The sequence below is a fragment of the Paenibacillus sp. GCM10028914 genome (assembly GCF_042666275.1).
Classification (GTDB): Bacteria; Bacillota; Bacilli; order Paenibacillales; family Paenibacillaceae; genus Paenibacillus_AQ.
Genome location: NZ_JBHTFO010000018.1, coordinates 257421 through 279610, shown reverse-complemented (window position 1 = coordinate 279610; position 22190 = coordinate 257421). Strand labels below are relative to the sequence as shown.

Here is a 22190-nt window from a genome sequence, read left to right as displayed (position 1 = left end):
ATCCCTTCTTTTCGAATAAGCCATCAAAATAAGCGCCAGGGCGTTAATGCCAACCGACGCTTCAACATAACCATTATTTTATAGGTAAACGGATATAGAAATCAAGTCTTTTCAGAAAATTTCCAGTAATATTACCACCCTCTACTCCATTTGCCGCCCTTCGTACGTTTACGTCTGTAGATTAGCCAGATCCCAGCTGCGATTAATACAAAAGCAATGATGTACATAGCTCCAGTATATAACCATGTAAAAATAAAGATCAAAGCGGTTAGTAACGTAAGTCCAAGTGAGATGGGTAGAGCTGCCGCTGGACGCGGTGTTTCGCATACATAGTATTCATATAGCCCGACAGCGACACCAAAAATCAGAAGTGGCCACAGAGAGCCCATCAAGCTCCATCCCCAAATGCTGCAAATGAGGAACAGCAGTCCATAGACTGTTAAGATCCCCGCAGGAATTAAAATTGCAGCCGAGACGCGACGACCAAAATACAATACATGAAGAAGTAGCCCTGGAACGAGAAGGACTAGCGGCCAAAAAGTGCGCCCTAAAAATCCGAACACCCCTAACTTACCGAGCAAAATCACAACACCTGCCGCAACAATAAACACGCCGAGCATTAAATCTTTTTTGGAGGACATCTCATCACCCTCTTTATTTAATATGTATGTTCACTGGTTCAATAAAGATAAAGTAGTTACCTTAATTTTATCCGAAACCGACAAAAAAAACCATATACCGAGCTTGTACCTTATAAAAAAACGCCCCCATGGTTAGATACCAGCTGACACAGCCACCATCTAATAAGGGACGGTTCAATTATGATAACCTACTGGGCAATTTTTTATTGTGATTCAGTTATGTTCTTCTAAAATTCAATGTCTTGAATCCACTAACACTTATAACTAATAACGCCAATGCAGCGGGTAATATCACGTGAGAATGGGGTAACCAATAGGTAAGTATAACTCCCGTCTTAGCGTCTTGTAGGATCATTTCTCCTGCGGTATAAGCTAAAATACCGGCGCCAATGTAGAGAAGAACTGGGAATTTTTGGAGTAATAAAGAGATAAGTCCACTTCCCCATACGACAATAGGGATGCTTAACACGATACCAATCATAATGATAGCCAAGTCACCGTTGGCAAGCCCGGCTATAGCTAGTACATTATCCAGACTCATGACTAAGTCAGCAATAAGTATTGTAATGATCGCTCTCCACATGGATGAAGATTCTGAAACACGGATGTTTTCTCCATGTTGATCAGCCAAGAGCTTAAATGAAATCCACAACAACAGCAGAGCCCCACCTGCTTGTATGTAAGGAATCTTTAGAAGCAATACGGCACCAAATGTGAGAACACAGCGAAGTATAACTGCACCAAAGGTACCAATCCACACCGCTCTTTTCTTATTTTTCTCAGGAAGATCTTTGCTTGCCATAGCAATTACCAAGGCGTTGTCACCGCTTAGCACCAGGTTAATGATTAATATTTGCACTAAAAGCCATATCGTCTCCACTAGACAACCCCCTCCCCCTCTACACATATGTTTCTAATGGTCAATCTATGCTTGCATGAACGAAAAAATAAGCCTATAATAAATCCACTTTGTTCTAAAGGTGGAACCGTAACGATAGAGGAGTGACATCACATGGAAACCACAGGAGCGGATTTTTTCTTAGCTTTAATTAACATCGTGTTTTTGGACCTCGTGTTAGCTGGAGACAATGCTATAGTCATCGGATTAGCAGCCCGAAATCTTCAACCGGCAACTCAGAAAAAAGCGATTATTTACGGGACAGCTGGTGCAGTCGTTCTGAGAATCATAGCAACCATTCTCATGGTTTCGCTGCTTAAGGTACCATGGCTAATGCTTATCGGGGGAATTCTGCTCATCGGCATAGCGTACAAGCTTCTTACCGATGAAAATGATCACTCGGATATCAAGGCTGGCAAGAGTCTCGGCGCTGCCATTCGAACGATCATTATTGCTGATGCTGCCATGGGCTTAGATAATGTACTTGCTGTAGCAGGTGCGGCTAAACATAACATGCTGCTCGTTACCATCGGCCTCCTCATCAGCGTGCCTATTGTCGTATGGGGCAGTACACTATTCATAAAACTCATCAATCGCTTCCCTTGGATCATCTACTTAGGAGCAGCTGTGCTAGGCTTTACAGCTTCCTCCATGATCACTGACGAAATACATTTCAAGGTGTTTTTCGATACCCATGTAATGATCCGATATCTCTTTATTGCTGCGGTTATCGTTGGGGTTTTGGCTGCAGGTCATTTCAAGAAGAGAGCATCAAAGCTTCAGCGCGAGCAAACATCTTAAACTTTTTAAACAACCAAAAAAAGGACTTCTCTGCCTTTAAGCAGTGAAGTCCTTTTTTGTCTATGGAAGATACTCTTAGAACCATTCCTCTTTTACAACTTCATCCTGAATCTCATTATCGTTCTTGGTCATCTTCATTCCATTCTTTAAAATGATTGTCTCTGTCTTCTCAACCGCGATATTAATCTTTTCTGGTAAGTCGGTCAATGAGCTTTCGATACTCTCCACAATCCGGAGATTTGGATTAGTCGTTGGCGATTTAGGAACGAATAATGTGCAGCAATCCTCATAGGGGAGAATAGATGTCTCATATGTCCCAATTTCCTTCGCCAAGTTTACGATATCATTCTTATCCGTCGTAACAAGTGGACGTAATATAGGTAAGTCGGTAGCTTTACCTATTACATTCATACTAGATAGTGTCTGACTAGCCACTTGGCCTAGACTGTCACCGGTGACAATGGCAAGCGCACCTTCACGTTCAGCGATCATGGTCGTAATGCGAAGCATTGCACGGCGCATAAGAGTAATCATTAACTTGTCCTGACCTAGGCCTGTAAAAGATGTTTGCACATCGGTAAACGGAACCAGATGGAGCTTAATTCTTCCAGCGTAACTGGACAATATTCTAGTCAGCTCAATAACTTTGTCTTTGGCAAGCTGACTTGTGTACGGATAGCTATAAAAATGCACGCATTCAATCTCAAGTCCTCTCCGCATCGCGGACCAGGCAGCAACTGGACTGTCGATCCCCCCGGAAAGAAGCAGCATCGCCTTACCGTTCGTACCAAGCGGATATCCCCCGACGGCGGGTATGGCCTCGTAAAAAAGATATGTTTGATCTTCCCGAATTTCAACCTTGAGCTCAATTTGAGGTTGCTTAACCTGTACTTTTAGCTGTGGATAGGTCTTAAGCAATGGAGAGCCGATTAGATGATTCATCTCGTGAGATGAATGAGGAAACTTCTTCCACACACGTCTAGCATTCACCTTAAATGTCGTGCCATCCGAAAGTTCAGATTTACCTATAAAGTCCACTGCCGTTTCGATAATGGCATCGAGCTCGGTAGGACTGACTCTTACAGGGCTGATAGATACAAGTCCAAACACTTTCCGTAGTACATTAATTAACGCATCTGGAGATTCCCCGTTCAGCTCTACATACATTCTTCCATATTCCTTCAAAATCTTAGCTTTAGGAAATGGTCTTATTACAGACCTTACATGATTGAACATAGACTTCTCGAATCGGTTACGGTTTCTCCCTTTTAAGGTAAATTCTCCAAACCGGAGAAGTAGCATGTCATAAGTGATATTCAAAATGATGTTACCCCCTCTTTACAGTTAAGGGACGAAGCTTTTCGACAGACTGGTGAAGTGCATGAACCAAGCGATTGGCATCGTCCTCAGTATGCTCCCAGCCCAGGCTGATACGAATCCCACTTGCAGCCAGTTCCTTGTCCTTGCCCATGGCTGTTAAGACCCGACTTGGTTCACTATTCTTGGAAGAGCAGGCCGATTTAGTTGAAACGAGCATGCCTAACTCCTCAAGGGTATGAACCAATACTTCAGGCTTCAGGCCAGGATATGAGAAATGAACAATGTGAGGCGCCCCCTGCCTGCTACTGTTCAGTACAAATTCTGGTATATTGCGAATTTCCTCCAAGAGCAAATTACGCAACTTGCCTATTTTATCACAAAATTGTTCCTGACGCTCCTGTGCAAGTCTCATTGCTTTCGCTACAGCTACCGCAGCCGCAACATTTTCGGTTCCCGGTCTCTGTCCATTTTCCTGAGAGCCACCAGCTAACAACGGAAACAACGTCACACCTTGCCTAACGTATAATATTCCTGCACCTTTGGGCCCCTTAAATTTGTGTGCAGAGAGCGTGTATAGATCGGCCTTCCAATCTTTTAGTGATACTGGAAGCTTTCCAAAACCTTGAACGCCGTCCACATGAAATAATGTGCGACTATTCTTTGCTTTAATTAAGTTACCGATCTCGGCTAAAGGCTGGATCGTGCCCGTTTCATTGTTCACATGCATTATACTTACCAATACCGTATCTTTTCTTACTGCTTCCGAAATCTGTTGTAAGTCAACCACACCATTTTCATCTACAGGCAGGTATGTAACTTCCCATCCTAATCCTTCAAGCTGCTTAAAACATTCATATACCGATGGATGTTCTGTTTTCGTTGTAATTAAATGCTGTCCTCGTGAACGATACTGAATCGCAGCACCCTTAATCGCTATATTATTCCCCTCTGTTGCTCCAGAAGTGAACACAATTTCTGAAGGCTGAACTTCTAATGTTGCAGCACATACTTCCCTAGCCCGCTTCAGTAATTTCGCAGCATCTTCCCCTGCTTGGTGTAGGGCTGATGGGTTGCCATAATGCTGTTTCATAATTTCAGCCATCGTCTCCACAACTTCTTTATATGGTGGAGTAGTAGCAGCGTGATCCCAATATAACATTGCTTGTAATCCCCTTTCTTTTTTTTCAGCAACAAAAGGATCAAACGGTACAGCTGGATCGAGCACTTAGCTCGCCGCATTCCCCCGTTTGATCCTTTACACACATGTATCTTTAGAGGCTACGCCTCGTATTTCGTACGTGCATTCATCACTTTATGAATGTAAGCTTGAGTCTCAGCTGGAAGTTGGTGCGACTGGGCCAAGAGCTCTTCATCATTCGTTACACCTAATCGCGTCACACGAGATGGGCCTGCGTTATAAGCAGCCAAAGCCATAGCGATCTCTCCGCCAAACTTTTGCAGTTGATAAGACAAATATTTAGTGCCGCCTTCGATGTTCTGCGCAGGATCGAAAGAATTGCTGACACCAAGTCCACGAGCTGTACCGTCCATCAGTTGCATTAAGCCTTTAGCTCCAGCTGAAGATACTGCACTCGGATTAAATGATGATTCTGTATCAATGACTGCCTTGATAAGGGATGTAGGCACTCCGTATTTTTCCCCTGCAGCTGCAATTAATTCTTCATATGTCGATCTAACTGAAGCTACCTCGGAATGATCTGCAACAGGCACCGATGAGGAAGCTGTCACTTGTTCCGTCGTCTGTTCTTCATTGTCCGCAACGCCAAGCTGTTGCCACAACAAACCGTCCTCCCAAGTAACACCCGGAGCTAATTTTACCGTTGTGCCCGAAGGAATTGATGTACCACTGTTCATCATGCTCGTTAGTACAGATGCAAAATCCCCGCTGCTCTCTACTGTTCCGAGATTCTGCGCCGCGCTCAAAGTACCGCTGGTCATGGAACGCTGTAATTCTACCATACTTCTCGCTGATGCCAGATCAATCTGCATGTCATTCATCACATCTTCCTGTAAGGTTTCATTTTCCATTTTACATCCTTTCAGGACAATCTGCTACACTCTTCTACAAAAAAAGACGATTTCCCTTATCTTGCATAGAGAAATCGTCTGCTATAGCTCATTCATTATTTAGCGAACAAATAAACTAAGGAAAAAATAACTTATTGTAGCTAAGATACCTAACCCCATCGCCCAAGATCCGAGCGTCTTACTGCCTTGGCTATACGCATAATAACCAATGACTGCTGCAACAGGTCCAAGAATTACGGACCACATAAACAATGCTGCAATAGCAATCACCAAACCAATAAAACCAGAAATACTACCAGTCGATTCTTCGCTAATTATTTCATGATCTGCATGATTGCTTTTGCGAACTTCTCTGCCCACAGGCGGAGCAACCTCAGCGGCATACTCCTCATGATGAGCCTTACGGGGATAATCCACCCGGCTACGGTTGGTGTCAACCACCTTTAGTTTATTTTTCTTATGTTTCTTCTTGCCCATGCTGTCACCTCCATGTGGTTATAAGACCAGAAAAGGACTTCGCTTACGCTTTCGGTTTAAACGTTAAGCAGCATGTTGCCGAGGATGTCCCCGCTTGATCTTGGTGATTGTTAACAAAGTCCTCATTGGCAATTTCAGCATTTAAATGGACATTGGCATGTCGGTCAATCTCAATCATGATCATTTCAGCGCGGCATACATTCTGTTCGCCCCAATAACTGCAGTTGCTAACACTGCATTTAACATATGGTTTGGCTTCGTTGGCCATTAGTATCACCTCATCTACATTTTCTCCGCATCGCGTAAGGTATATTCACTTTAGGCACTGTCAGTTCGTGTTAGGACGCAAAAAAGAGATGCTCAGTTGGCATCTCTTCATCTGTTCATACTCACAATATAAAAAATATCTATGCACAAAATTAAGCGTGCTTTCTTTCAGCCTGCATACGACGTGCCGTCAAATAATCACTTTCATAATAATTCAGATCATCACGAAGTTCTTCGTAAATTTTCGTAATATCCATGATCACATCTCTCGCAGAGCGGATAGGTTTCTTACGGAACCTAATTGCATCCTGACCCGTGTAAGCATAACGACCATCCTCAGAATAACTTTCATTTTTAGGGTAAAAGAAACTGTTCACACAGCTATGATAAACGCGATACAACTCTTTTTCAGCAAATTCCGTATCAAAGTTAGGACGTCGCTCGACAATACCTAGTTTCTCGAAAGACACCTCCGAAAAAGTTAACAAATGACGAAGGTCAGAAAGAAATCCTTTGTAAAAATGAATGGTCTCTTCATCCTGTTCTGCAGCTAATTGAGGCAAGGTATGTTCATTCAAAAACAATTCCATGGTGCTTACTGCGGATTTGAGCTTTTCCCTTGTCTCCGCACACAGTTGCTGAAGATTATCTGCTGGCATTACGGTTGCTCCCCCTTAAACGATTAGTGACCGCTTCAACTCATGCCTGCGATCAAAGATTATGTACTATCCTATCATAAAATATGGCTTTCCGAAATCTAAAATGAATACACTTTCAAGGAATTTCGAAGATTAATTTGTGCTATTGAAAACAATTCTCCGCTCACACGCAACGAACACGCATAAAATCCGCTCTTAATCCCAACGATATAAGGAAAATAAAAGTCCATCTGTAAGGAGAATGAGCATGAATTCACGACGCCTATGGAGTGTTATAGGAACAGTTGCTGTCTTAGGGCTGTTCGTTATTTTTTTAATGATTCCAGACCCAAATCTTCCAGAACATTCTTATGAAGCACAAAAAAAACCGTTGCCAGCAAAGGAAGAAGGTCACTTTAAACAAGCAACGATAACAGGTGATCTCAATTCTACCGATCAGTTCAGCCGAATGGATGCTAAACAGCATTTACAAATCATATTAAAACAGGACAAGATTCACAAACCGGATCAAATCATAAAATCAGTCAAAGATCATCAAAGGACTCACGATCACTTCGAGAAATTTATTTGGTATGATCTTAAGAATAACAAAGAGTCTGTAGTCAACATCAAGGAGCGGAATTGGAGCACTCAGGACAAACAACAAATTCAGCAGCATTTAAAACGTGCTCATCAAAATTTAAAAGCTAAAAAATCCTATGAGTCACCTAAATTTAATTTGAGTGGTGAACCTTATTTCGTTATTGCTGAACTTTCGGAAGATCATAAGTACGGAGCTGCCGCAATGATCAACCTGAAGGTGCTCAAGGAAGTAACGAATCATCAGAAGCGAAATCTGCGGATGATTCCTTATCCGAAAGAAGGAAAATTCAAGGTGGAATCTGTTCACAGCGACACTCTCAAGGACATTACAGTGAAGACAGGACATGACAATGAAAAGGCAAGTCATTTTTATGAGAACGAAATTGTTATCCGCTTTTCTAAAGAACCAACCGAGAAGGAGTTAAAGCAGATAAGCAAAGAGATATCCGGTGAGATTCCACGTAAACTTGGTTATGCCTATGTCTTCAGATCTGATCGGATGGATTACAAAGCACTCCACACCTACTTTAGTGAAAAATGGAGTACTCAATACGCGGAACCTCATTTTATGTATTTAACGAATGATTCCAATGATCCATTCACGGAAAATGTGAATATCCCGAATGATCTACTATTCTCAGAATATCAGTGGAATCTTCCAGCAATCGAAACCAATCGGGGCTGGAACTTGTCTAAGGGGAGCAAAGACGTAATTATAGCCGTTGTTGATACGGGGGTCGATCTAAATCATACCGATTTAGCAGGACAGCTTGTACCAGGTTATAACGTAGTGGACCCTAAAAAAGATCCCGAAGATGATGTCGGACATGGCACTCATGTAGCTGGCATTATCGGCGCATTGGTGAACAATCGAGAAGGTGTAGCTGGAGTGAGCTGGTATAACAAAATCATGCCAGTTAAGGCTCTTGACGGAAGCGGATCAGGCACAACCTATGCTGTTGCTGAAGGTATTATATGGGCAACTGACAATGGAGCTAAGATCATTAATATGAGTCTTGGCAACTATGCAGATTCTCAATTTCTGCATGATGCTATTAAATATGCATATGACCGTGATGTACTCCTTGTGGCAGCTTCAGGCAACGATAATACAGAGCGACCAGGTTATCCTGCAGCCTATCCAGAAGTATTAGCCGTCGGTGCCACCAATCAAGATATGACTCGAGCGGACTATTCAAACTACGGAGATTATATCGATGTAACTGCACCCGGAACAAATATCGCAAGTACTTATCCGGGGAATCAATATGCTGCTCTATCTGGTACATCTATGGCAAGTCCTCATGTAGCCGCTATGGCGGGACTTATTCGCTCATTAAACCCTGAGCTGTCCAACCAGGAGGTTATGGACCTTATGAAGTCACAAGCTGTAGATCTTGGTGACAAAGGGAAAGATAAATATTTCGGAAATGGCCAGGTTGATGTATTCCGATCATTACAAGCTGCAGACTATCAGAGTAGACCTATACAATTATGGCCACAGAATGTTCTCCAGCGGCTTCAACAAGAACTTCAGCGTACAAATAATTCCGATAATAACAAGTAAGACAAAGGTGACCCCTAAGCCATTTCGGCCTTTCGGGTCACCTTTTTATACGTTAGAGTGGATAACGTCAACATTCCCTATGTGTTAATCAATGACGTTTACCAGCCTAATAACCCGGTAATTACAAGGAAAGTAATTATTTTTTACTCCGGGCACGTGAAACTTTAGCGGAACGTTTCTTAGGCGATGATTTACCTGAAACGCTTACGCCTCCTCCTACTACCTCTTCATTTTCCCATTTGTAAATATGCTGTTGTACTGGAACACAATGTACCTTATCTACCACTTTAATCGGATGAATAACAGGAACAATTTGTGGTACAAAATGATCTCTAACAATAACGATTGGCTCGCATACAATCGGTGATACCGGTGGGCAAAAACTTGGGCAATTTGTTTCACAAGACATTGCTAGCCACTTCCTTTCCGTTGATGATATTAGCTTATTATTCAAAGGGCTAACTGGTATGGACGTTTGTCTGTTAATAGCATCTACATACAAAAATTGAAGCATTTGCCCGGGTAGAAGAGAATATTCAAAAGAAAAAACGCGCATCCTTTCGTTTGACCTGTTAAGGTCAGCCAAAAAGATACGCGTTATAATCATGCATATACCAGGGTAAAACCATTAGAAACACTGTTGCAGTTAAGAAAGTTTACCATAAGCCGGGTTCTGTGCTTTTCGTGGTCATAACGGGAACTACCCTGCCACCTTAAGCGACAATCATCTATCTAGGCCGAACATTACTGAACGGCTCCAGCGACCAACCCAGACGCGCCTCGGGCTAAGGCTGCTTCCTCGAAAGAAGCTGCGTCCCATTAGGTCTTGCTCCAGGTGGGGTTTACCAGGAACGAAGTCACCAGCGTTCCTCGGGGTCTCTTACACCTCGGTTCCATCCTTGCCTGTGCCGCAAGCGGCCATCGGCGGTCCATTTCTGTGGCACTATCCTTCAACTCGCGCTGACTGGACGTTATCCAGCACCCTGCCCTGTGGAGCCCGGACTTTCCTCTCGCGGCTCTCGCCGCCAGCGATTGTCTGTTAAACTTTCCGGACAACACTTGATAGTATACAAGGATTTCAGATTGGATACAACCCCTTAATCATTAGCATTCCAAGAGGAAAGTTCCAGCACTTCCTTTTACTATCTCCCATTTTCCCCGGCTATCTTTATTTTCTTACATAAACCGAAAAGGTTCCGTATTGATCGTGGAAGCTATGACCCGAGTTTCATATCGATGATCTTTTAATTTCGCTTCCATCCATTCCGTTACTTTTGTCTTCATAATTTTCTCAGCGTTATGACCAGGATCAATGATAGCAAGTCCAGCAGCCAGAGCATCTTGAGCCGTATGGTAGTCAATATCTCCCGTTACCAGTACGTCAGCCCCTTTAAACAACACACTGTTCATAAAGCTACCACCCGAGCCTCCGATTACTGCCGCCTTTTTAATAATGCGATCAAGATCTCCAACTACACGTACATATGGAACGTCTAGCCTTTCTTTAACCTTGTCAACTAATGCAGCGAGTGTTACGGGTTCATTTAGTTTTCCAATCCGTCCTAAGCCTAACGAGCGTCCTTTTAGATCCAATGGATATAAATCATATGCAACTTCCTCATAAGGGTGAGCTTTAAGCATCGCTTGCACCACTTTATTTCGTACGTTCAGTGGAACAATGGTCTCGATACGCACTTCATCAACCCGTTCCAGCTTACCTTGTTTACCGACAAAAGGATCCGTACCTTCCCCTGGAATAAAAGTGCCGAAGCCCTCTATGTTAAAACTGCAATGACTGTAATTACCGATTGCCCCGGCTCCTGCATTGAGTAGCGCATCCAGCACTTCCTGGTGATGACTTTTCGGTACAAACACAACTAATTTAGATAGCTGTTCTGTATGTACATCGTGAATCGGTGAAGTATTCACCATATCGAGCGCTTCAGCCATCCAATCATTCATGCCGCCCTCTGTCACATCTAGATTGGTATGACTTATATATACGGCGATATCGTTCTTAATCAGCTTTTCATATACTTTGCCCATCGGCGAGTCTGTTTGTAGCTGTTTCAAAGGCCGATAAATAATCGCATGATGAGCTATGATCAGATCGGCTCCCAGTTCGATAGCCTCTTCAACGACCTCCTCATTCACATCCAGCGCAACTAAAACCGTCTTGATTTCTTTTTGCAATGTGCCCAGCTGTAAACCGATCCGGTCATCCGGCATTGCAACATGCTTCGGAGCCAGCTGTTCCATATATTGTATTACAGTTTGTCCTTTGGCAAACATGCCAGCACCTCCTCAATTTTTTTGATATCAGCTCTGATATGTGCGGACTTCTCTTCAGCAGAAGCCAGCTCGGATTTCGATAAGGAACGCAGTATGCTGTTCAACTTATTGATCTCTGATTTCCATTTGGCATGAAATATAGGGTTTGGTCGCTTTATAAGCCATGGGCCCATTCGGAGAAGCCAATCTGTCGATAGAACAAGGCCTCCATCAAGAGTTCGTTCTGCATACAACGCCTCGTTCGTAATTTCAATGCCCTCTTGCTCTGATGGGACTGCAATTAGAACTTCGTATATCTTGCCATCTTCCTCCATAATATGTTCATTAATGAGCACCCAATGATGAGCTAAAAGCCATTTACGAAGGATATCCTCACCTACATTTGGCTGAAGGACCAACCTACTTACCCCGTTCAGCTTCTCTACACCTCGATCAAGTATAGAAGCAATTAACCCTCCGCCCATTCCGGAAATTGTTATTACATCTACTTCACCTGACTTTAATACATCTAAGCCATCACCAAGGCGGACAGATACGGTCTCAGTTAATCCAGCCTCTTGGATCTGTTTGTAAGCCGCTTGATACGGTCCCTTATTCACTTCACCAGCTATAGCTGAGACACAAGTCCCGGTCTCCACAGCCGCTGTTGGTAGAAGTGCATGATCAGACCCAATATCGGCAAGTCGGCTGCCCTGAGGGATATGATCCAATATTAACTGCAAACGATTCGATAATTTCATGATGACACCCACACAATCCTATTTTTTCGTAACAAGTTATACCTGAATTCAGACTCATTCAATACCCTATCAAACAGTACCGCAAACTGCAAATCATATCCTGATAACTTTCCATTTCACAGCATAATCACTGATCAAAACAGATGGAAGTAATTTGCAATACCTAAGAAAAAGAGCTAAAATAAAGACCAATACGACAAATCAAGGAAATTAAACCATAACCAAGAAAATCATTAACTGCAGCGAAACATTTATTTCTTATCCTAGTATAGGCATCATTACTGCCTTCTATATATCTGTTTATTAAGATTTTTATTATCAATTTAATAAAAATGGGACCTGCTGCGAAATATCTGCAGAAGGTCCCATAGCATAGTCCTATTCGAGAAAATCTTTCAACCGCTTGCTACGGCTTGGATGACGAAGTTTACGAAGCGCCTTAGCTTCGATTTGACGGATCCGTTCACGGGTAACGCCAAACACTTTACCAACTTCCTCAAGGGTTCTCGTCCGTCCATCATCAAGTCCAAAGCGAAGACGAAGTACGTTCTCCTCACGTTCTGTGAGTGTATCAAGCACATCTTCGAGCTGCTCTTTCAACAACTCGTAAGCAGCCGCATCGGCAGGTGCAAGAGCTTCCTGATCTTCGATAAAGTCTCCCAAATGGGAATCATCTTCTTCACCTATTGGGGTTTCGAGCGAGACTGGTTCCTGGGCAATCTTCATGATTTCGCGAACTTTTTCCACGCTCAGTTCCATTTCAGCTGCAATCTCTTCAGGAGACGGCTCTCGTCCAAGCTCCTGTAAAAGTTGTCTGGATACTCTGATCAATTTATTGATCGTTTCAACCATGTGAACAGGAATACGAATCGTACGGGCTTGGTCTGCGATCGCACGTGTAATGGCTTGACGGATCCACCAAGTAGCATAAGTACTGAATTTATATCCTTTTTTATGGTCGAACTTCTCAACCGCTTTAATAAGACCCATATTACCTTCTTGAATTAGATCTAGGAATAACATTCCGCGACCTACATACCGTTTGGCAATACTTACAACGAGTCGAAGGTTAGCTTCCGCGAGACGACGCTTCGCTTCCTCATCCCCATTTTCAATACGTTTCGCCAATTCAACTTCATCGTCGGCAGAGAGCAACGGTACCCGTCCAATCTCTTTCAAGTACATACGTACCGGATCATTGATTTTGATACCTGGAGGCAGCGACAGATCATCATCAAACCCGCCAAAATCGTCGTTGTTATTCTCATCCTGATCATCGGACTGACGATGGCCACTGTCCTCATCACTTTCGTTATTTACCTCAATCCCTAAATCGCCGAGCTGTTCGTAGAATTCCTCCATTTGCTCAGGATCTTGATCAAAAGGTGATAGTTTCTCCATAATGTCTTTATAGCTCAGTACGGATCTCTTTTTACCCTGTTCAATCAACTGATCTTTTACTTGATCCAGTGTAAATTCCGTTTCTAGTTCAGTATGCTGATCTTTCGCCATCTTTCGACTCCCTCCTCCCTAGAAACATTTCAAGCTGGGCCGTCACTGTCTCTCTAGGGCAATAATTTCACTTGCAATTTGCGCGGCACGCATAAAATCTCCAGAGCGCTCCGCTTTCATCATTTCTTCTTTTTTCTGATCAATCTGTTTCTGCTGAGGATATTTCAGTACTTCCCGTATACAATCATCGAGTACTTGAACATTCCAGTCCGTAGGAGTATCCATCATGGAAATCGAACTCACCGTTTTCTCTAACTTGTCATCCTGAAGAGAGGACATAAAACGACTAATATCCGGTGGTTTGTCCTGCGCATAGTAAGCATATAGATAAGCAGCAATAGCTGCATGATCATCGATATTAAACGCTTCTCCAAGATTTTCGTTTACATACCGGGCTGCCTCTGCATCTTGGAGCATTAGAGACAACAGCCGTCGTTCTGCGGCATGATATGCCGGTAGTAATGTAGGAGCCGAAACTTTCCCTATTTTATGCCTACCATTATTCCACTTTTTATCCTTATTATCCCCACTGCCCATCTTTTTTTGCATCGATTGTCTGAGCAGATTACAATCCTGCTTAAGACTTTCATAAGAAAGGTTAAGTTCTGTAGACAACTCTCTCAAATAAACTTCACGTTCCGTTGAGGAATTTAGAACAGCAATAATCGGTAGTGCTTCTTTTGCGTACGATATCTTACCTTCTTCTTCTAGCAGTATATGGTTTTTCTTCAGATATATAAGTTTAAATTTCGTAGTTGAAACGGCTGACTCCACAACATGCCTGAAACGATCTGCGCCATACTTACGGTAGTAATCATCTGGATCCATTCCATCACTCATAATCGTTATTCTTACCTTAAGACCGGCATTCTCAAGCATAGGCATTACTTTCATTGCAGCAGCCAATCCAGCTTTATCTCCGTCATAAGTAATGATGATTTCTTCTGCCATCGACTTCATCATTGCAACATGTTGTTCTGTTAAAGAGGTTCCCATCGTTGCAACTACATTGTGAAATCCCGCTTCCCAAGCAGCAATAACATCTCCATAACCTTCACAGAGTATAAGCTGACGTTGTTTTCGAATAGCGGACTTAGCTTGGTGTAGGTTATAAAGGGTTCGACTCTTATTAAATAACAAACTCTCCGGGGAATTCAGGTATTTAGGTTGTCCTTCTCCCAAGATCCGTCCTGCAAATGCAATCACTCTGCCATTCCGGTCATGAATCGGGAACATAATTCTTCCTCTGAATTTATCCAGATAACCATCACTTTCATGTCTTGCGGACAAGAGCCCGCCTTTCTCCATCTCTTTCAGATCAAAGGACCGTTTGCTCAAAAATTGAACTAGTGTGTCCCACCGATCCGGTGCAAATCCAATCTGAAATTGATCGATTATTTTGTCAGTCATACCGCGAGAACGTAAGTATGCAATTGCTTCTTTACCATGTTCCGTATTCTTAAGCAGAAAATGATACAGCTTAGCAGTCAGTTCATAAGCCTCATACAAACGCTCCTTTTCCGGATTTCGCGGAATGACGGAGACACCTTGACCTTCCGGTAAGGAGATATCATTCTCTTCTGCCATGATTTTTACAGCTTCGGGAAAGGAGAATCCTTCGATTTCCATTCTGAATTTAATGGCATTACCGCCCTTGCCGCAACCATAACAGTAAAAGATTTGGCGTTCCGGTGTAACCGTAAAGGAAGGGGTCTTCTCTGAATGAAAAGGGCATAGCCCTTTCATGTATTTCCCCTGTTTGGTAAGATGCACGTACTTGCTAACCGTATCCACAATGTCGCTTCGGGTCAGCACTGCCTCGATGACATCATCAGGTATACTGCCTTGTCCGGTACTCATCCAAACCACCTTCATCTCTTTAGCACGTAAATAATATTCGCTATGAACGAACGTTCTCCTGCAATTTTTGCAAAAGTTTTGTCAGTTTATGTTGAAAAATTATCTTGTCCTCTTCCGTCAATTTCTTCGGACCCTTGCCGTAATGTCCTGCTTTTCTTGCCTTGGCCTTTTGATGTCTGGAATCAAGCAAAAAATCAATATCCTGATCATTGAAGATGCGTCCCCGAAAGGATAGTACGTGGCAAGATTTAGATAAGGCAAGTGCAGCCAATCCGTAATCCTGTGTGACAACAATATCACCGCGCACGATATGATTGGCAATGTAGAGGTCAGCACTTTGATCGCTGCGGTCTACCTGAATCGTTCGTACCCCTTCTTCTTCACGAAGCAAATGATCGTATGAAGACACTAGCAATACGGGAACTCCAAAAGATCGCGCTGTCTCAGCAATCTCTTTCTTAACGGGACAAGCATCGCCATCAACAACAATCTGTAGAGAACGTATGAACGTCATAGACATCACCGATTTTTCAATTAATTATCTCGCTCATATATTATATACGTCTTATAAGGATTAAAATCCTTCTTCTTCATCTTTCAAAAGATAATCCTCTTTTTTCCAATCGCTCCATGGAATAACGAAAGCGGTCGCCTTCCCTAGAAAAGGCCCCGCTTCGTTTGTTGAAACCATAATTTTCAGTTGCTCTAAAGATCTACCATACCAACTTCGTAAAATCTGCATATTGTTTTAAATCTCGATCTATACCGGATAGCAGAGCTAAGCGATTCGCTTTAACAGCTTCATCCTCTGCCATAACCATAACTGAGTCGAAAAATCCGGTAATCGGCTCTTTCAATCCGCTCAGAAGTGACAATGCATGCTCACCGTCAGAACTCTCCATTGCAGCTTCATATGGCTGACGAATTGCTAGCCACGCCTCATGCAGCTTGCTCTCCTCGGCTTCTGTAAACAGTTCAGGATTAACAGCAATCTTACCGGCTTTTGCAGCTAGATTGCTTACGCGGTTAAAGGATTCCACAATCGTCTTGAAATCTTCTGTACCGTTGACTGCGTCCATCAGCGCTTGCCCACGTGATACAACCGATACGACATGATCAAATCCGGCAGATATTACGGCATCAACTACATCATATCTTTGCTCTTCAGACAGAAGCTTTTTCACGCGCAGACTAAAGAATTCATTCAGATCTTTACTTATTTCTGAACCTGAACGTTTCAGCACCCGCATGTCTTCATGGACGGAAAGTGCAATTCCGAATACATCGGACAGTGCAATAGGCAGCTTATGTTCTAGGATAATCTGTACGATACCTTGTGCTTGACGACGCAATGCATATGGATCTTGAGAACCTGTTGGAATGATACCAATAGAGAAGCAACCTACAATCGTATCGATTTTATCAGCGATACTAATAATTGAACCTACATCGGTGGAAGGAACAGAATCTCCCGCAAAACGCGGCTGATAATGTTCAAACACGGCTTTAGCTACGCTCTCCTTCTCTCCTGCCTTACGTGCGTAGTCTTCACCCATAACACCTTGAAGTTCAGGAAACTCATATACCATCTGAGTAACCAGATCGAATTTGCAAATATCTGCTGCACGGCTTACCGAATCTGCGGCTTCTGCAGATACGCTAAGTTTCGATGCCAGATTGTCTGCAATCCGGCGAATACGACGGACTTTATCACCAATTGTTCCAAGCTCTTCATGGAATACGATGCTTTCCAGCTTCGAAAGAGCTTCTTTAATTTGCAGTTTTTGGTCCTCTTCATAAAAGAACTTGGCATCAGACAAACGAGCACGAAGTACCTTCTCGTTCCCCTTGGCGATAATATCAAGAGAACGGTTGTCGCCGCTTCGAACCGTTACGAAATACGGAAGCAGTTGACCTTTTTTATCTAAGACAGGGAAATAACGCTGATGCTCCCGCATGGATGTAATAAGCACATCCTGAGGAATCTCAAGGAATGATGGATCAAAGGAGCCATACAATACGGTTGGTGTCTCCACCAGGAACAGCACCTCTTCAAGTAGATCTTCTTTCACTGCGATATTCCAGTCCTTCTCAGCAGCTAAGGACTCAATCTGCGAAACAATCATATCCTTACGTTCCTTCACATCAGCAATAACATGCTGCTCTCTAAGCACATCAACGTATGCCGAAGCATCCGGGATAATCGCTGTACTGCCAAGGAATCGGTGTCCTGTCGTTACGTTACCAGACTTGACTCCAGTGATCTCCATATCAATCACATCGGATCCAAGCATCGCAACGATCCATTTGATCGGACGAACAAACTTAAACTCATAAGAGCCCCATCTCATGTTCTTAGGGAATGTCATCGAGGTGAGGATTCCATTTAGTCCTTCAGCCAAAATTTCTGAAGTCTGAACGCCGACACTATTTTTTGTAACATAGATATATTCAACGCCCGAAAGCTCTTTAAATGTAAAGCTGTCAGGATCTACACCCTGGCTGCGAGCAAAACCAAGTGCTGCCTTGCTCCAATTTCCATTCTCATCCTGAGCAATCTTACGTGAAGGCCCTTTAACTTCTTCGCTAACATCCGTCTGTTTCTCAGCTACGTCCCTCACGAGAACAGCAAGTCTCCGCGGGGTCGCGAAAGATTTCACTTCTCCGTGAGCAACACGGGAAGCCTCAAGCCATTTAACGGTTCTATCCTCAAGTTGCTCCATCGCTGCACGCAGAAAGCGTGCAGGCACTTCCTCCAGCCCGATTTCAAACAATAAATCTTTAGCCACGGTCAGCGCCTCCTTTCTTGATCAGCGGGAATCCAAGCTTTTCACGTTCCTCTAAATACGTGGCTGCCACTTGGCGAGCCAGGTTACGTACGCGCATAATGTAACCCGTTCTCTCCGTCACACTGATTGCTCCGCGTGCGTCAAGCAAGTTAAATGTGTGGGAGCATTTCAGAACATAATCATAAGCTGGGAATACCAAGTGTTGGCTCATTGCCTTGTTGGCTTCTTCCTCATACATGTTGAACAAAGTGAACAACATTTTCACATCAGAAACCTCAAATGTATATTTGGAATGCTCGAACTCAGGCTGCTGGAACACATCACCATATGTAATGCCGTCAACCCACTCTAGATCAAAGACATTTTCTTTGTCTTGAATATAGGACGCCAAACGCTCCATACCGTAAGTAATCTCTACGGCCACGGGGTTTGCGTCAATGCCTCCCACCTGCTGGAAATACGTAAATTGCGTAATTTCCATACCATCAAGCCAAACTTCCCAACCAAGGCCCCAAGCTCCAAGGGTCGGCGCTTCCCAGTTATCCTCTACAAACCGGATATCATGATCAAGCGGATCAATTCCCAGACGCTTCAAGCTCTCCAGATATAGTTCCTGGATATTATCAGGAGACGGTTTAATAATGACCTGAAATTGATGATGCTGGTATAGTCGGTTCGGGTTCTCACCGTAACGACCATCTGCAGGACGGCGGGAAGGCTCCACATAAGCTACATTCCACGGCTCCGGTCCAATCGATCGCAAGTACGTCATCGGATTCATTGTCCCTGCGCCTTTTTCCGTGTCGTACGGTTGTACGATAATACAATTCTGTTCCGCCCAAAATTGCTGCAGCGTCAAAATCATTTGTTGAAAATTCATGATTTCAGCTCCTTCACACCGTTTATAATTCTCTTCTGCACTTTGCAATAATCGTTCACAGGATACACTCTCGCAAACATCTCTCATTGCTTGCTCTGCACAACATAAACAGCTCTCGTCCCTACGTCTGTTGTACAGACATAGGGACGAGAGCTGTAGCTTCCCGCGGTTCCACCCTACTTGGCCCCATCAGGACCCACTTTATCACGTGCAGCATGCTCCCGGACGCCATGTTCATGGATTTCCTACACCGGACTCTCACCATCACCGGCTCGCTGATTAATCGGTTATCATCCATTACTTTCCCGTTCAACGCATGTCAATATTAAATAGAAACTTAACATATGATACCTAATTTTTTTGCAGACGTCAAATATCGTATTTGTCCATTTGATCGAGGAAATTTTGGGACTTTAGCCGCAAACCTAATTGTGTATCCATCAGCGCCCTCATCACCGTCTTAAGTTCTGCTTTTGTGGACTCCTTAACATCAATATTGCCAAGTCTTCTCAGATCCAGTCGAGCAAATACCCTGAGAAGTTTTAACGTCTTTGGAGAAACAGGCATCGCTGGCGGGTCTAGGTGTTTGCAGCGCCGGCATAGGACACCTCCTAGCCTAGGACTAACTAACATTTCCTCATCGACCCGATCATTGCCGCAGGAAACACAAACATTCAGCTCCGGACCGTAACCTGCTGCCTGTAATATCTTCATTTCATACAAATTGATGATAATTTGAGGATCTTTATCCTCCCGTAAGGCTTCAAGACAAGCTTTCAGCTGATGAAACCAAAAAGCGCCTGTCTCCTCATCCTGAAGCACCCGGTCAAGCAGCTCACAAGCGTATGAGGAGTAGGCAGCTTTAAAAAGATCCTCCCGGAGCACATGGTGGGACTCTATAATTTCACCGGCGTTCAATGTCCCTAACCCCGTTCCGTTTCTAAAAAACACATATTCACCATAAGTAAAGAGCTGTGTCAGTGCAGCATGGCGGCTCTTTAATTTTTTCGCTCCACGAACTAAAACCGCTACCTTGCCTGATTTTTCGGTGCAAAGTGTAATGATCTTGTTCCCTTCACCGTAGTCCATGCTGCGGATGACGATCCCTTCCACCCTGTATAGCATGCTTTATCCCCCAACCATTCCTGCAACAGCCAAAAATCATTCGTTCTCTTCATACTCTACTGCCTCTTCTTCTGCGATTGCCGTACTAGCGAGTTCCGTATTGCCATCAGACTCCTTGTACAGCAAATAAGCATCGACATCTCCAGTCATCGTAAAATACTTCCACGAAAAATCTCGCATTCGTATTCATCCTTTCTCTCGGAAATGGCGTCTGCATCTACGACATTAGGATGTTCGCGTATGACTGGATTTATGTTTTGCAATAGTTGGCAAGAATTCAAATTGACAGTACGAGATCTGGCATTATACAGCTTGCAGAGTATGATTATTGTCCACGATGAAAACCGAGATCCTTGAGAACGCGATCTTGATTGCGCCAGTCTTTTTTAACTTTTACCCAGAGCTCTAGAAAAATCTTGGAGCCAAGCAATCGCTGAATATCTTGTCGAGCCTGTCGTCCAACTTCCTTCAGCACAGAACCTTGTTTACCGATAACAATCCCTTTTTGAGAATCACGTTCCACAAAAATCACAGCCGATATATGAACTGTTCCATTCTCCTCTACCTTCATATCCTCAATCGTAACAGCAATGGAGTGCGGAACCTCTTCACGAGTCATATGGAGTATTTTCTCACGAATCAATTCAGCGCAGACAAACTGCTCTGGATGATCCGTAACTTGATCCTCAGGGTAATATTGTGGACCTGCAGGTAAATATTTCTCAATCTGTTCGAGCAGCGTGTTCACATTGTTTCCAAGTCTCGCTGAAATCGGAATGATTTCTGCAAAGTCGTGAAGCTTGCGATACTCTTCAATTAGTGGCAATAATGCCTGAGGTTCAATTTTGTCGATTTTGTTCATAACAAGAATTACAGGGGTGCGAATCTGCTTCAATTGTTCAACAATGAAACGATCTCCTCCACCAAATCCTTCAGAAGCATCGACCAAGAACAAAATCGCTTCCACTTCACCAAGCGTTCCAAGGGCAGTCTGATTCATGTAATCTCCGAGTTTGGATTGGCGCTTATGGATCCCGGGAGTATCCAAGAATACAACCTGCGAATTGTTCGTGGTGTATACTCCGTGAATTTTATTCCGAGTGGTTTGTGGCTTATCTGACATAATAGCAATCTTCTGACCAATCACCTGATTCATCAATGTAGATTTGCCGACATTTGGACGTCCGATAATGGCCACGAAACCAGATTTAAATGTATTCTTTTGCATATAATCCTCCGCTATAATTCCTCTGATAGTCCTACAGTTTGTTGTGTACTCTTTAACTTACTTTGATTTCAAATCCCAAGGCCCAAAAGCCCCTGGAAGTAATTCTTCTACGGTCGTTTCCTGAATGTCACCCTTGATGTTTCCCAAAAAGACCTTCATGTCAGGCTTGCATAGTTCCACCAATACCTGCCTGCATACCCCACAAGGCATACATGGACCTTCGGTATCCCCGACTACAGCAATGGCCTTAAAGCTTCCGGGTTTATGTCCATCAGCAATAGCCCGAAACAGAGCAGTACGTTCAGCGCAATTGGTCGGCCCATAAGCCGCATTCTCAACATTACAGCCATAATGAACTTCACCAAACTCATCCAGCAGTGCTGCCCCGACTCCAAAATTAGAATACGGAGTATACGCTCGTGAACGAGCCTTAATCGCTTCCTGAATCAACACTTCTGCTTTCATGAAAATCCCTCCTCCTGAGAATTACATCATTACACTCC

At 43.5% G+C, this 22190-nt stretch carries 22 protein-coding genes and 1 other RNA gene; 2 read left to right on the top strand and 21 right to left on the bottom strand.

The genetic code is table 11. The annotated features are described in order from the left end of the window. Nucleotides 1–131: 131 nt before the first annotated feature. The gene (locus tag ACFQV5_RS21720) at nucleotides 132–641 is read right to left on the bottom strand and encodes a hypothetical protein (protein ID WP_379249914.1); all 510 of its coding nucleotides are present in this window, start codon (nucleotides 639–641) and stop codon (nucleotides 132–134) included. Nucleotides 642–858: 217 nt separating this feature from the next. Continuing rightward, a complete protein-coding gene (locus ACFQV5_RS21715) occupies nucleotides 859–1521 on the bottom strand; it encodes a TerC family protein (protein WP_379249912.1) in 663 nt (220 codons plus the stop codon). A 132-nt stretch (nucleotides 1522–1653) separates the two neighbouring features. On the opposite strand from ACFQV5_RS21715, the gene ACFQV5_RS21710 reads away from it, so the two are divergent. Next, nucleotides 1654–2340 carry a TerC family protein gene (locus ACFQV5_RS21710; RefSeq protein ID WP_379249910.1) on the top strand — a complete coding sequence of 229 codons (687 nt, stop codon included), beginning with the start codon at nucleotides 1654–1656 and terminating at the stop codon, nucleotides 2338–2340. 75 nt (nucleotides 2341–2415) lie between these two features. Here the strand turns inward: ACFQV5_RS21710 and thiI are convergent, their stop codons facing one another. The 6 genes from thiI to ACFQV5_RS21680 form a co-directional block, all read right to left on the bottom strand. Next, complete coding sequence (gene thiI, locus ACFQV5_RS21705) at nucleotides 2416–3654, bottom strand: tRNA uracil 4-sulfurtransferase ThiI (RefSeq protein ID WP_379251122.1); 1239 nt, start codon at nucleotides 3652–3654, stop codon at nucleotides 2416–2418. Nucleotides 3655–3667: 13 nt separating this feature from the next. Continuing rightward, a complete protein-coding gene (locus ACFQV5_RS21700) occupies nucleotides 3668–4819 on the bottom strand; it encodes a cysteine desulfurase family protein (RefSeq protein WP_379249909.1) in 1152 nt (383 codons plus the stop codon). A gap of 119 nt (nucleotides 4820–4938) precedes the next feature. Beyond that, nucleotides 4939–5670 (bottom strand): lytic transglycosylase domain-containing protein, encoded by a 732-nt coding sequence (locus ACFQV5_RS21695; protein ID WP_379251120.1) that lies wholly within the window; start codon nucleotides 5668–5670, stop codon nucleotides 4939–4941. A gap of 138 nt (nucleotides 5671–5808) precedes the next feature. Beyond that, nucleotides 5809–6186: a hypothetical protein gene (locus ACFQV5_RS21690; RefSeq protein WP_379249907.1), complete on the bottom strand. Its 378-nt coding sequence runs from the start codon at nucleotides 6184–6186 to the stop codon at nucleotides 5809–5811. Between the two features lie 43 nt (nucleotides 6187–6229). Beyond that, the gene (locus ACFQV5_RS21685; protein ID WP_379249905.1) at nucleotides 6230–6454 is read right to left on the bottom strand and encodes a DUF1540 domain-containing protein; all 225 of its coding nucleotides are present in this window, start codon (nucleotides 6452–6454) and stop codon (nucleotides 6230–6232) included. 151 nt (nucleotides 6455–6605) lie between these two features. Further along, nucleotides 6606–7112: a YpuI family protein gene (locus tag ACFQV5_RS21680; RefSeq protein ID WP_379249902.1), complete on the bottom strand. Its 507-nt coding sequence runs from the start codon at nucleotides 7110–7112 to the stop codon at nucleotides 6606–6608. A gap of 247 nt (nucleotides 7113–7359) precedes the next feature. Here ACFQV5_RS21680 and ACFQV5_RS21675 point away from each other — a divergent pair, with 247 nt between their 5' ends. Continuing rightward, nucleotides 7360–9261 (top strand): S8 family peptidase, encoded by a 1902-nt coding sequence (locus ACFQV5_RS21675; RefSeq protein WP_379249900.1) that lies wholly within the window; start codon nucleotides 7360–7362, stop codon nucleotides 9259–9261. 136 nt (nucleotides 9262–9397) lie between these two features. On the opposite strand, the gene ACFQV5_RS21670 is transcribed toward ACFQV5_RS21675, so the two are convergent. From ACFQV5_RS21670 to ACFQV5_RS21610, 13 genes are all read right to left on the bottom strand, one after another. Continuing rightward, complete coding sequence (locus ACFQV5_RS21670; protein ID WP_379249898.1) at nucleotides 9398–9670, bottom strand: hypothetical protein; 273 nt, start codon at nucleotides 9668–9670, stop codon at nucleotides 9398–9400. Between the two features lie 238 nt (nucleotides 9671–9908). Further along, nucleotides 9909–10309: RNase P RNA component class A (gene rnpB, locus ACFQV5_RS21665), an RNA gene on the bottom strand. Nucleotides 10310–10437: 128 nt separating this feature from the next. After that, nucleotides 10438–11553, bottom strand: a complete 1116-nt coding sequence (locus ACFQV5_RS21660) for a Nif3-like dinuclear metal center hexameric protein (protein ID WP_379249895.1) — start codon at nucleotides 11551–11553, stop codon at nucleotides 10438–10440. Then, a complete protein-coding gene (locus ACFQV5_RS21655; RefSeq protein ID WP_379249891.1) occupies nucleotides 11529–12293 on the bottom strand; it encodes a tRNA (adenine(22)-N(1))-methyltransferase in 765 nt (254 codons plus the stop codon). Before ACFQV5_RS21655 ends, ACFQV5_RS21660 begins: the two co-directional genes overlap by 25 nt. 378 nt (nucleotides 12294–12671) lie before the next feature. After that, a complete protein-coding gene (gene rpoD / locus ACFQV5_RS21650; RefSeq protein ID WP_379249890.1) occupies nucleotides 12672–13805 on the bottom strand; it encodes an RNA polymerase sigma factor RpoD in 1134 nt (377 codons plus the stop codon). A gap of 42 nt (nucleotides 13806–13847) precedes the next feature. Next, a complete protein-coding gene (gene dnaG / locus ACFQV5_RS21645) occupies nucleotides 13848–15665 on the bottom strand; it encodes a DNA primase (RefSeq protein ID WP_379249888.1) in 1818 nt (605 codons plus the stop codon). A 40-nt stretch (nucleotides 15666–15705) separates the two neighbouring features. Further along, nucleotides 15706–16179, bottom strand: a complete 474-nt coding sequence (locus ACFQV5_RS21640) for a YaiI/YqxD family protein (protein ID WP_379249886.1) — start codon at nucleotides 16177–16179, stop codon at nucleotides 15706–15708. A gap of 199 nt (nucleotides 16180–16378) precedes the next feature. Next, nucleotides 16379–18454, bottom strand: coding sequence for a glycine--tRNA ligase subunit beta (gene glyS / locus ACFQV5_RS21635; RefSeq protein WP_379249884.1), 2076 nt, complete (start codon nucleotides 18452–18454; stop codon nucleotides 16379–16381). Continuing rightward, nucleotides 18447–19334: a glycine--tRNA ligase subunit alpha gene (gene glyQ, locus ACFQV5_RS21630; protein ID WP_379249883.1), complete on the bottom strand. Its 888-nt coding sequence runs from the start codon at nucleotides 19332–19334 to the stop codon at nucleotides 18447–18449. Before glyQ ends, glyS begins: the two co-directional genes overlap by 8 nt. 369 nt (nucleotides 19335–19703) lie before the next feature. Beyond that, on the bottom strand, nucleotides 19704–20459 hold the full coding sequence (gene recO / locus ACFQV5_RS21625; protein WP_379249881.1) for a DNA repair protein RecO: 756 nt from the start codon (nucleotides 20457–20459) through the stop codon (nucleotides 19704–19706). Nucleotides 20460–20495: 36 nt separating this feature from the next. Then, the gene (locus ACFQV5_RS21620; RefSeq protein WP_379249879.1) at nucleotides 20496–20639 is read right to left on the bottom strand and encodes a YqzL family protein; all 144 of its coding nucleotides are present in this window, start codon (nucleotides 20637–20639) and stop codon (nucleotides 20496–20498) included. 145 nt (nucleotides 20640–20784) lie between these two features. Then, nucleotides 20785–21687, bottom strand: coding sequence for a GTPase Era (gene era, locus ACFQV5_RS21615; RefSeq protein WP_379249877.1), 903 nt, complete (start codon nucleotides 21685–21687; stop codon nucleotides 20785–20787). Between the two features lie 57 nt (nucleotides 21688–21744). Next, nucleotides 21745–22152, bottom strand: a complete 408-nt coding sequence (locus ACFQV5_RS21610) for a cytidine deaminase (RefSeq protein WP_379249875.1) — start codon at nucleotides 22150–22152, stop codon at nucleotides 21745–21747. Between the last annotated feature and the right edge of the window lie 38 nt (nucleotides 22153–22190).

Coding starts and splice junctions, on each gene's coding strand:
- recO (WP_379249881.1), bottom strand. CDS start 20,459: ATGCTATACAGGGTGGAAGGGATCGTCATCCGCAGCATGGACTACGGT.
- ACFQV5_RS21620 (WP_379249879.1), bottom strand. CDS start 20,639: ATGCGAGATTTTTCGTGGAAGTATTTTACGATGACTGGAGATGTCGAT.
- ACFQV5_RS21640 (WP_379249886.1), bottom strand. CDS start 16,179: ATGACGTTCATACGTTCTCTACAGATTGTTGTTGATGGCGATGCTTGT.
- ACFQV5_RS21670 (WP_379249898.1), bottom strand. CDS start 9,670: ATGTCTTGTGAAACAAATTGCCCAAGTTTTTGCCCACCGGTATCACCG.
- ACFQV5_RS21710 (WP_379249910.1), top strand. CDS start 1,654: ATGGAAACCACAGGAGCGGATTTTTTCTTAGCTTTAATTAACATCGTG.
- ACFQV5_RS21685 (WP_379249905.1), bottom strand. CDS start 6,454: ATGGCCAACGAAGCCAAACCATATGTTAAATGCAGTGTTAGCAACTGC.
- ACFQV5_RS21700 (WP_379249909.1), bottom strand. CDS start 4,819: ATGTTATATTGGGATCACGCTGCTACTACTCCACCATATAAAGAAGTT.
- ACFQV5_RS21695 (WP_379251120.1), bottom strand. CDS start 5,670: ATGCAGATTGATCTGGCATCAGCGAGAAGTATGGTAGAATTACAGCGT.
- ACFQV5_RS21720 (WP_379249914.1), bottom strand. CDS start 641: ATGTCCTCCAAAAAAGATTTAATGCTCGGCGTGTTTATTGTTGCGGCA.
- ACFQV5_RS21680 (WP_379249902.1), bottom strand. CDS start 7,112: ATGCCAGCAGATAATCTTCAGCAACTGTGTGCGGAGACAAGGGAAAAG.
- ACFQV5_RS21610 (WP_379249875.1), bottom strand. CDS start 22,152: ATGAAAGCAGAAGTGTTGATTCAGGAAGCGATTAAGGCTCGTTCACGA.
- dnaG (WP_379249888.1), bottom strand. CDS start 15,665: ATGAGTACCGGACAAGGCAGTATACCTGATGATGTCATCGAGGCAGTG.
- glyQ (WP_379249883.1), bottom strand. CDS start 19,334: ATGAATTTTCAACAAATGATTTTGACGCTGCAGCAATTTTGGGCGGAA.
- ACFQV5_RS21675 (WP_379249900.1), top strand. CDS start 7,360: ATGAATTCACGACGCCTATGGAGTGTTATAGGAACAGTTGCTGTCTTA.
- ACFQV5_RS21690 (WP_379249907.1), bottom strand. CDS start 6,186: ATGGGCAAGAAGAAACATAAGAAAAATAAACTAAAGGTGGTTGACACC.
- era (WP_379249877.1), bottom strand. CDS start 21,687: ATGCAAAAGAATACATTTAAATCTGGTTTCGTGGCCATTATCGGACGT.
- ACFQV5_RS21660 (WP_379249895.1), bottom strand. CDS start 11,553: ATGTTTGCCAAAGGACAAACTGTAATACAATATATGGAACAGCTGGCT.
- ACFQV5_RS21655 (WP_379249891.1), bottom strand. CDS start 12,293: ATGAAATTATCGAATCGTTTGCAGTTAATATTGGATCATATCCCTCAG.
- rpoD (WP_379249890.1), bottom strand. CDS start 13,805: ATGGCGAAAGATCAGCATACTGAACTAGAAACGGAATTTACACTGGAT.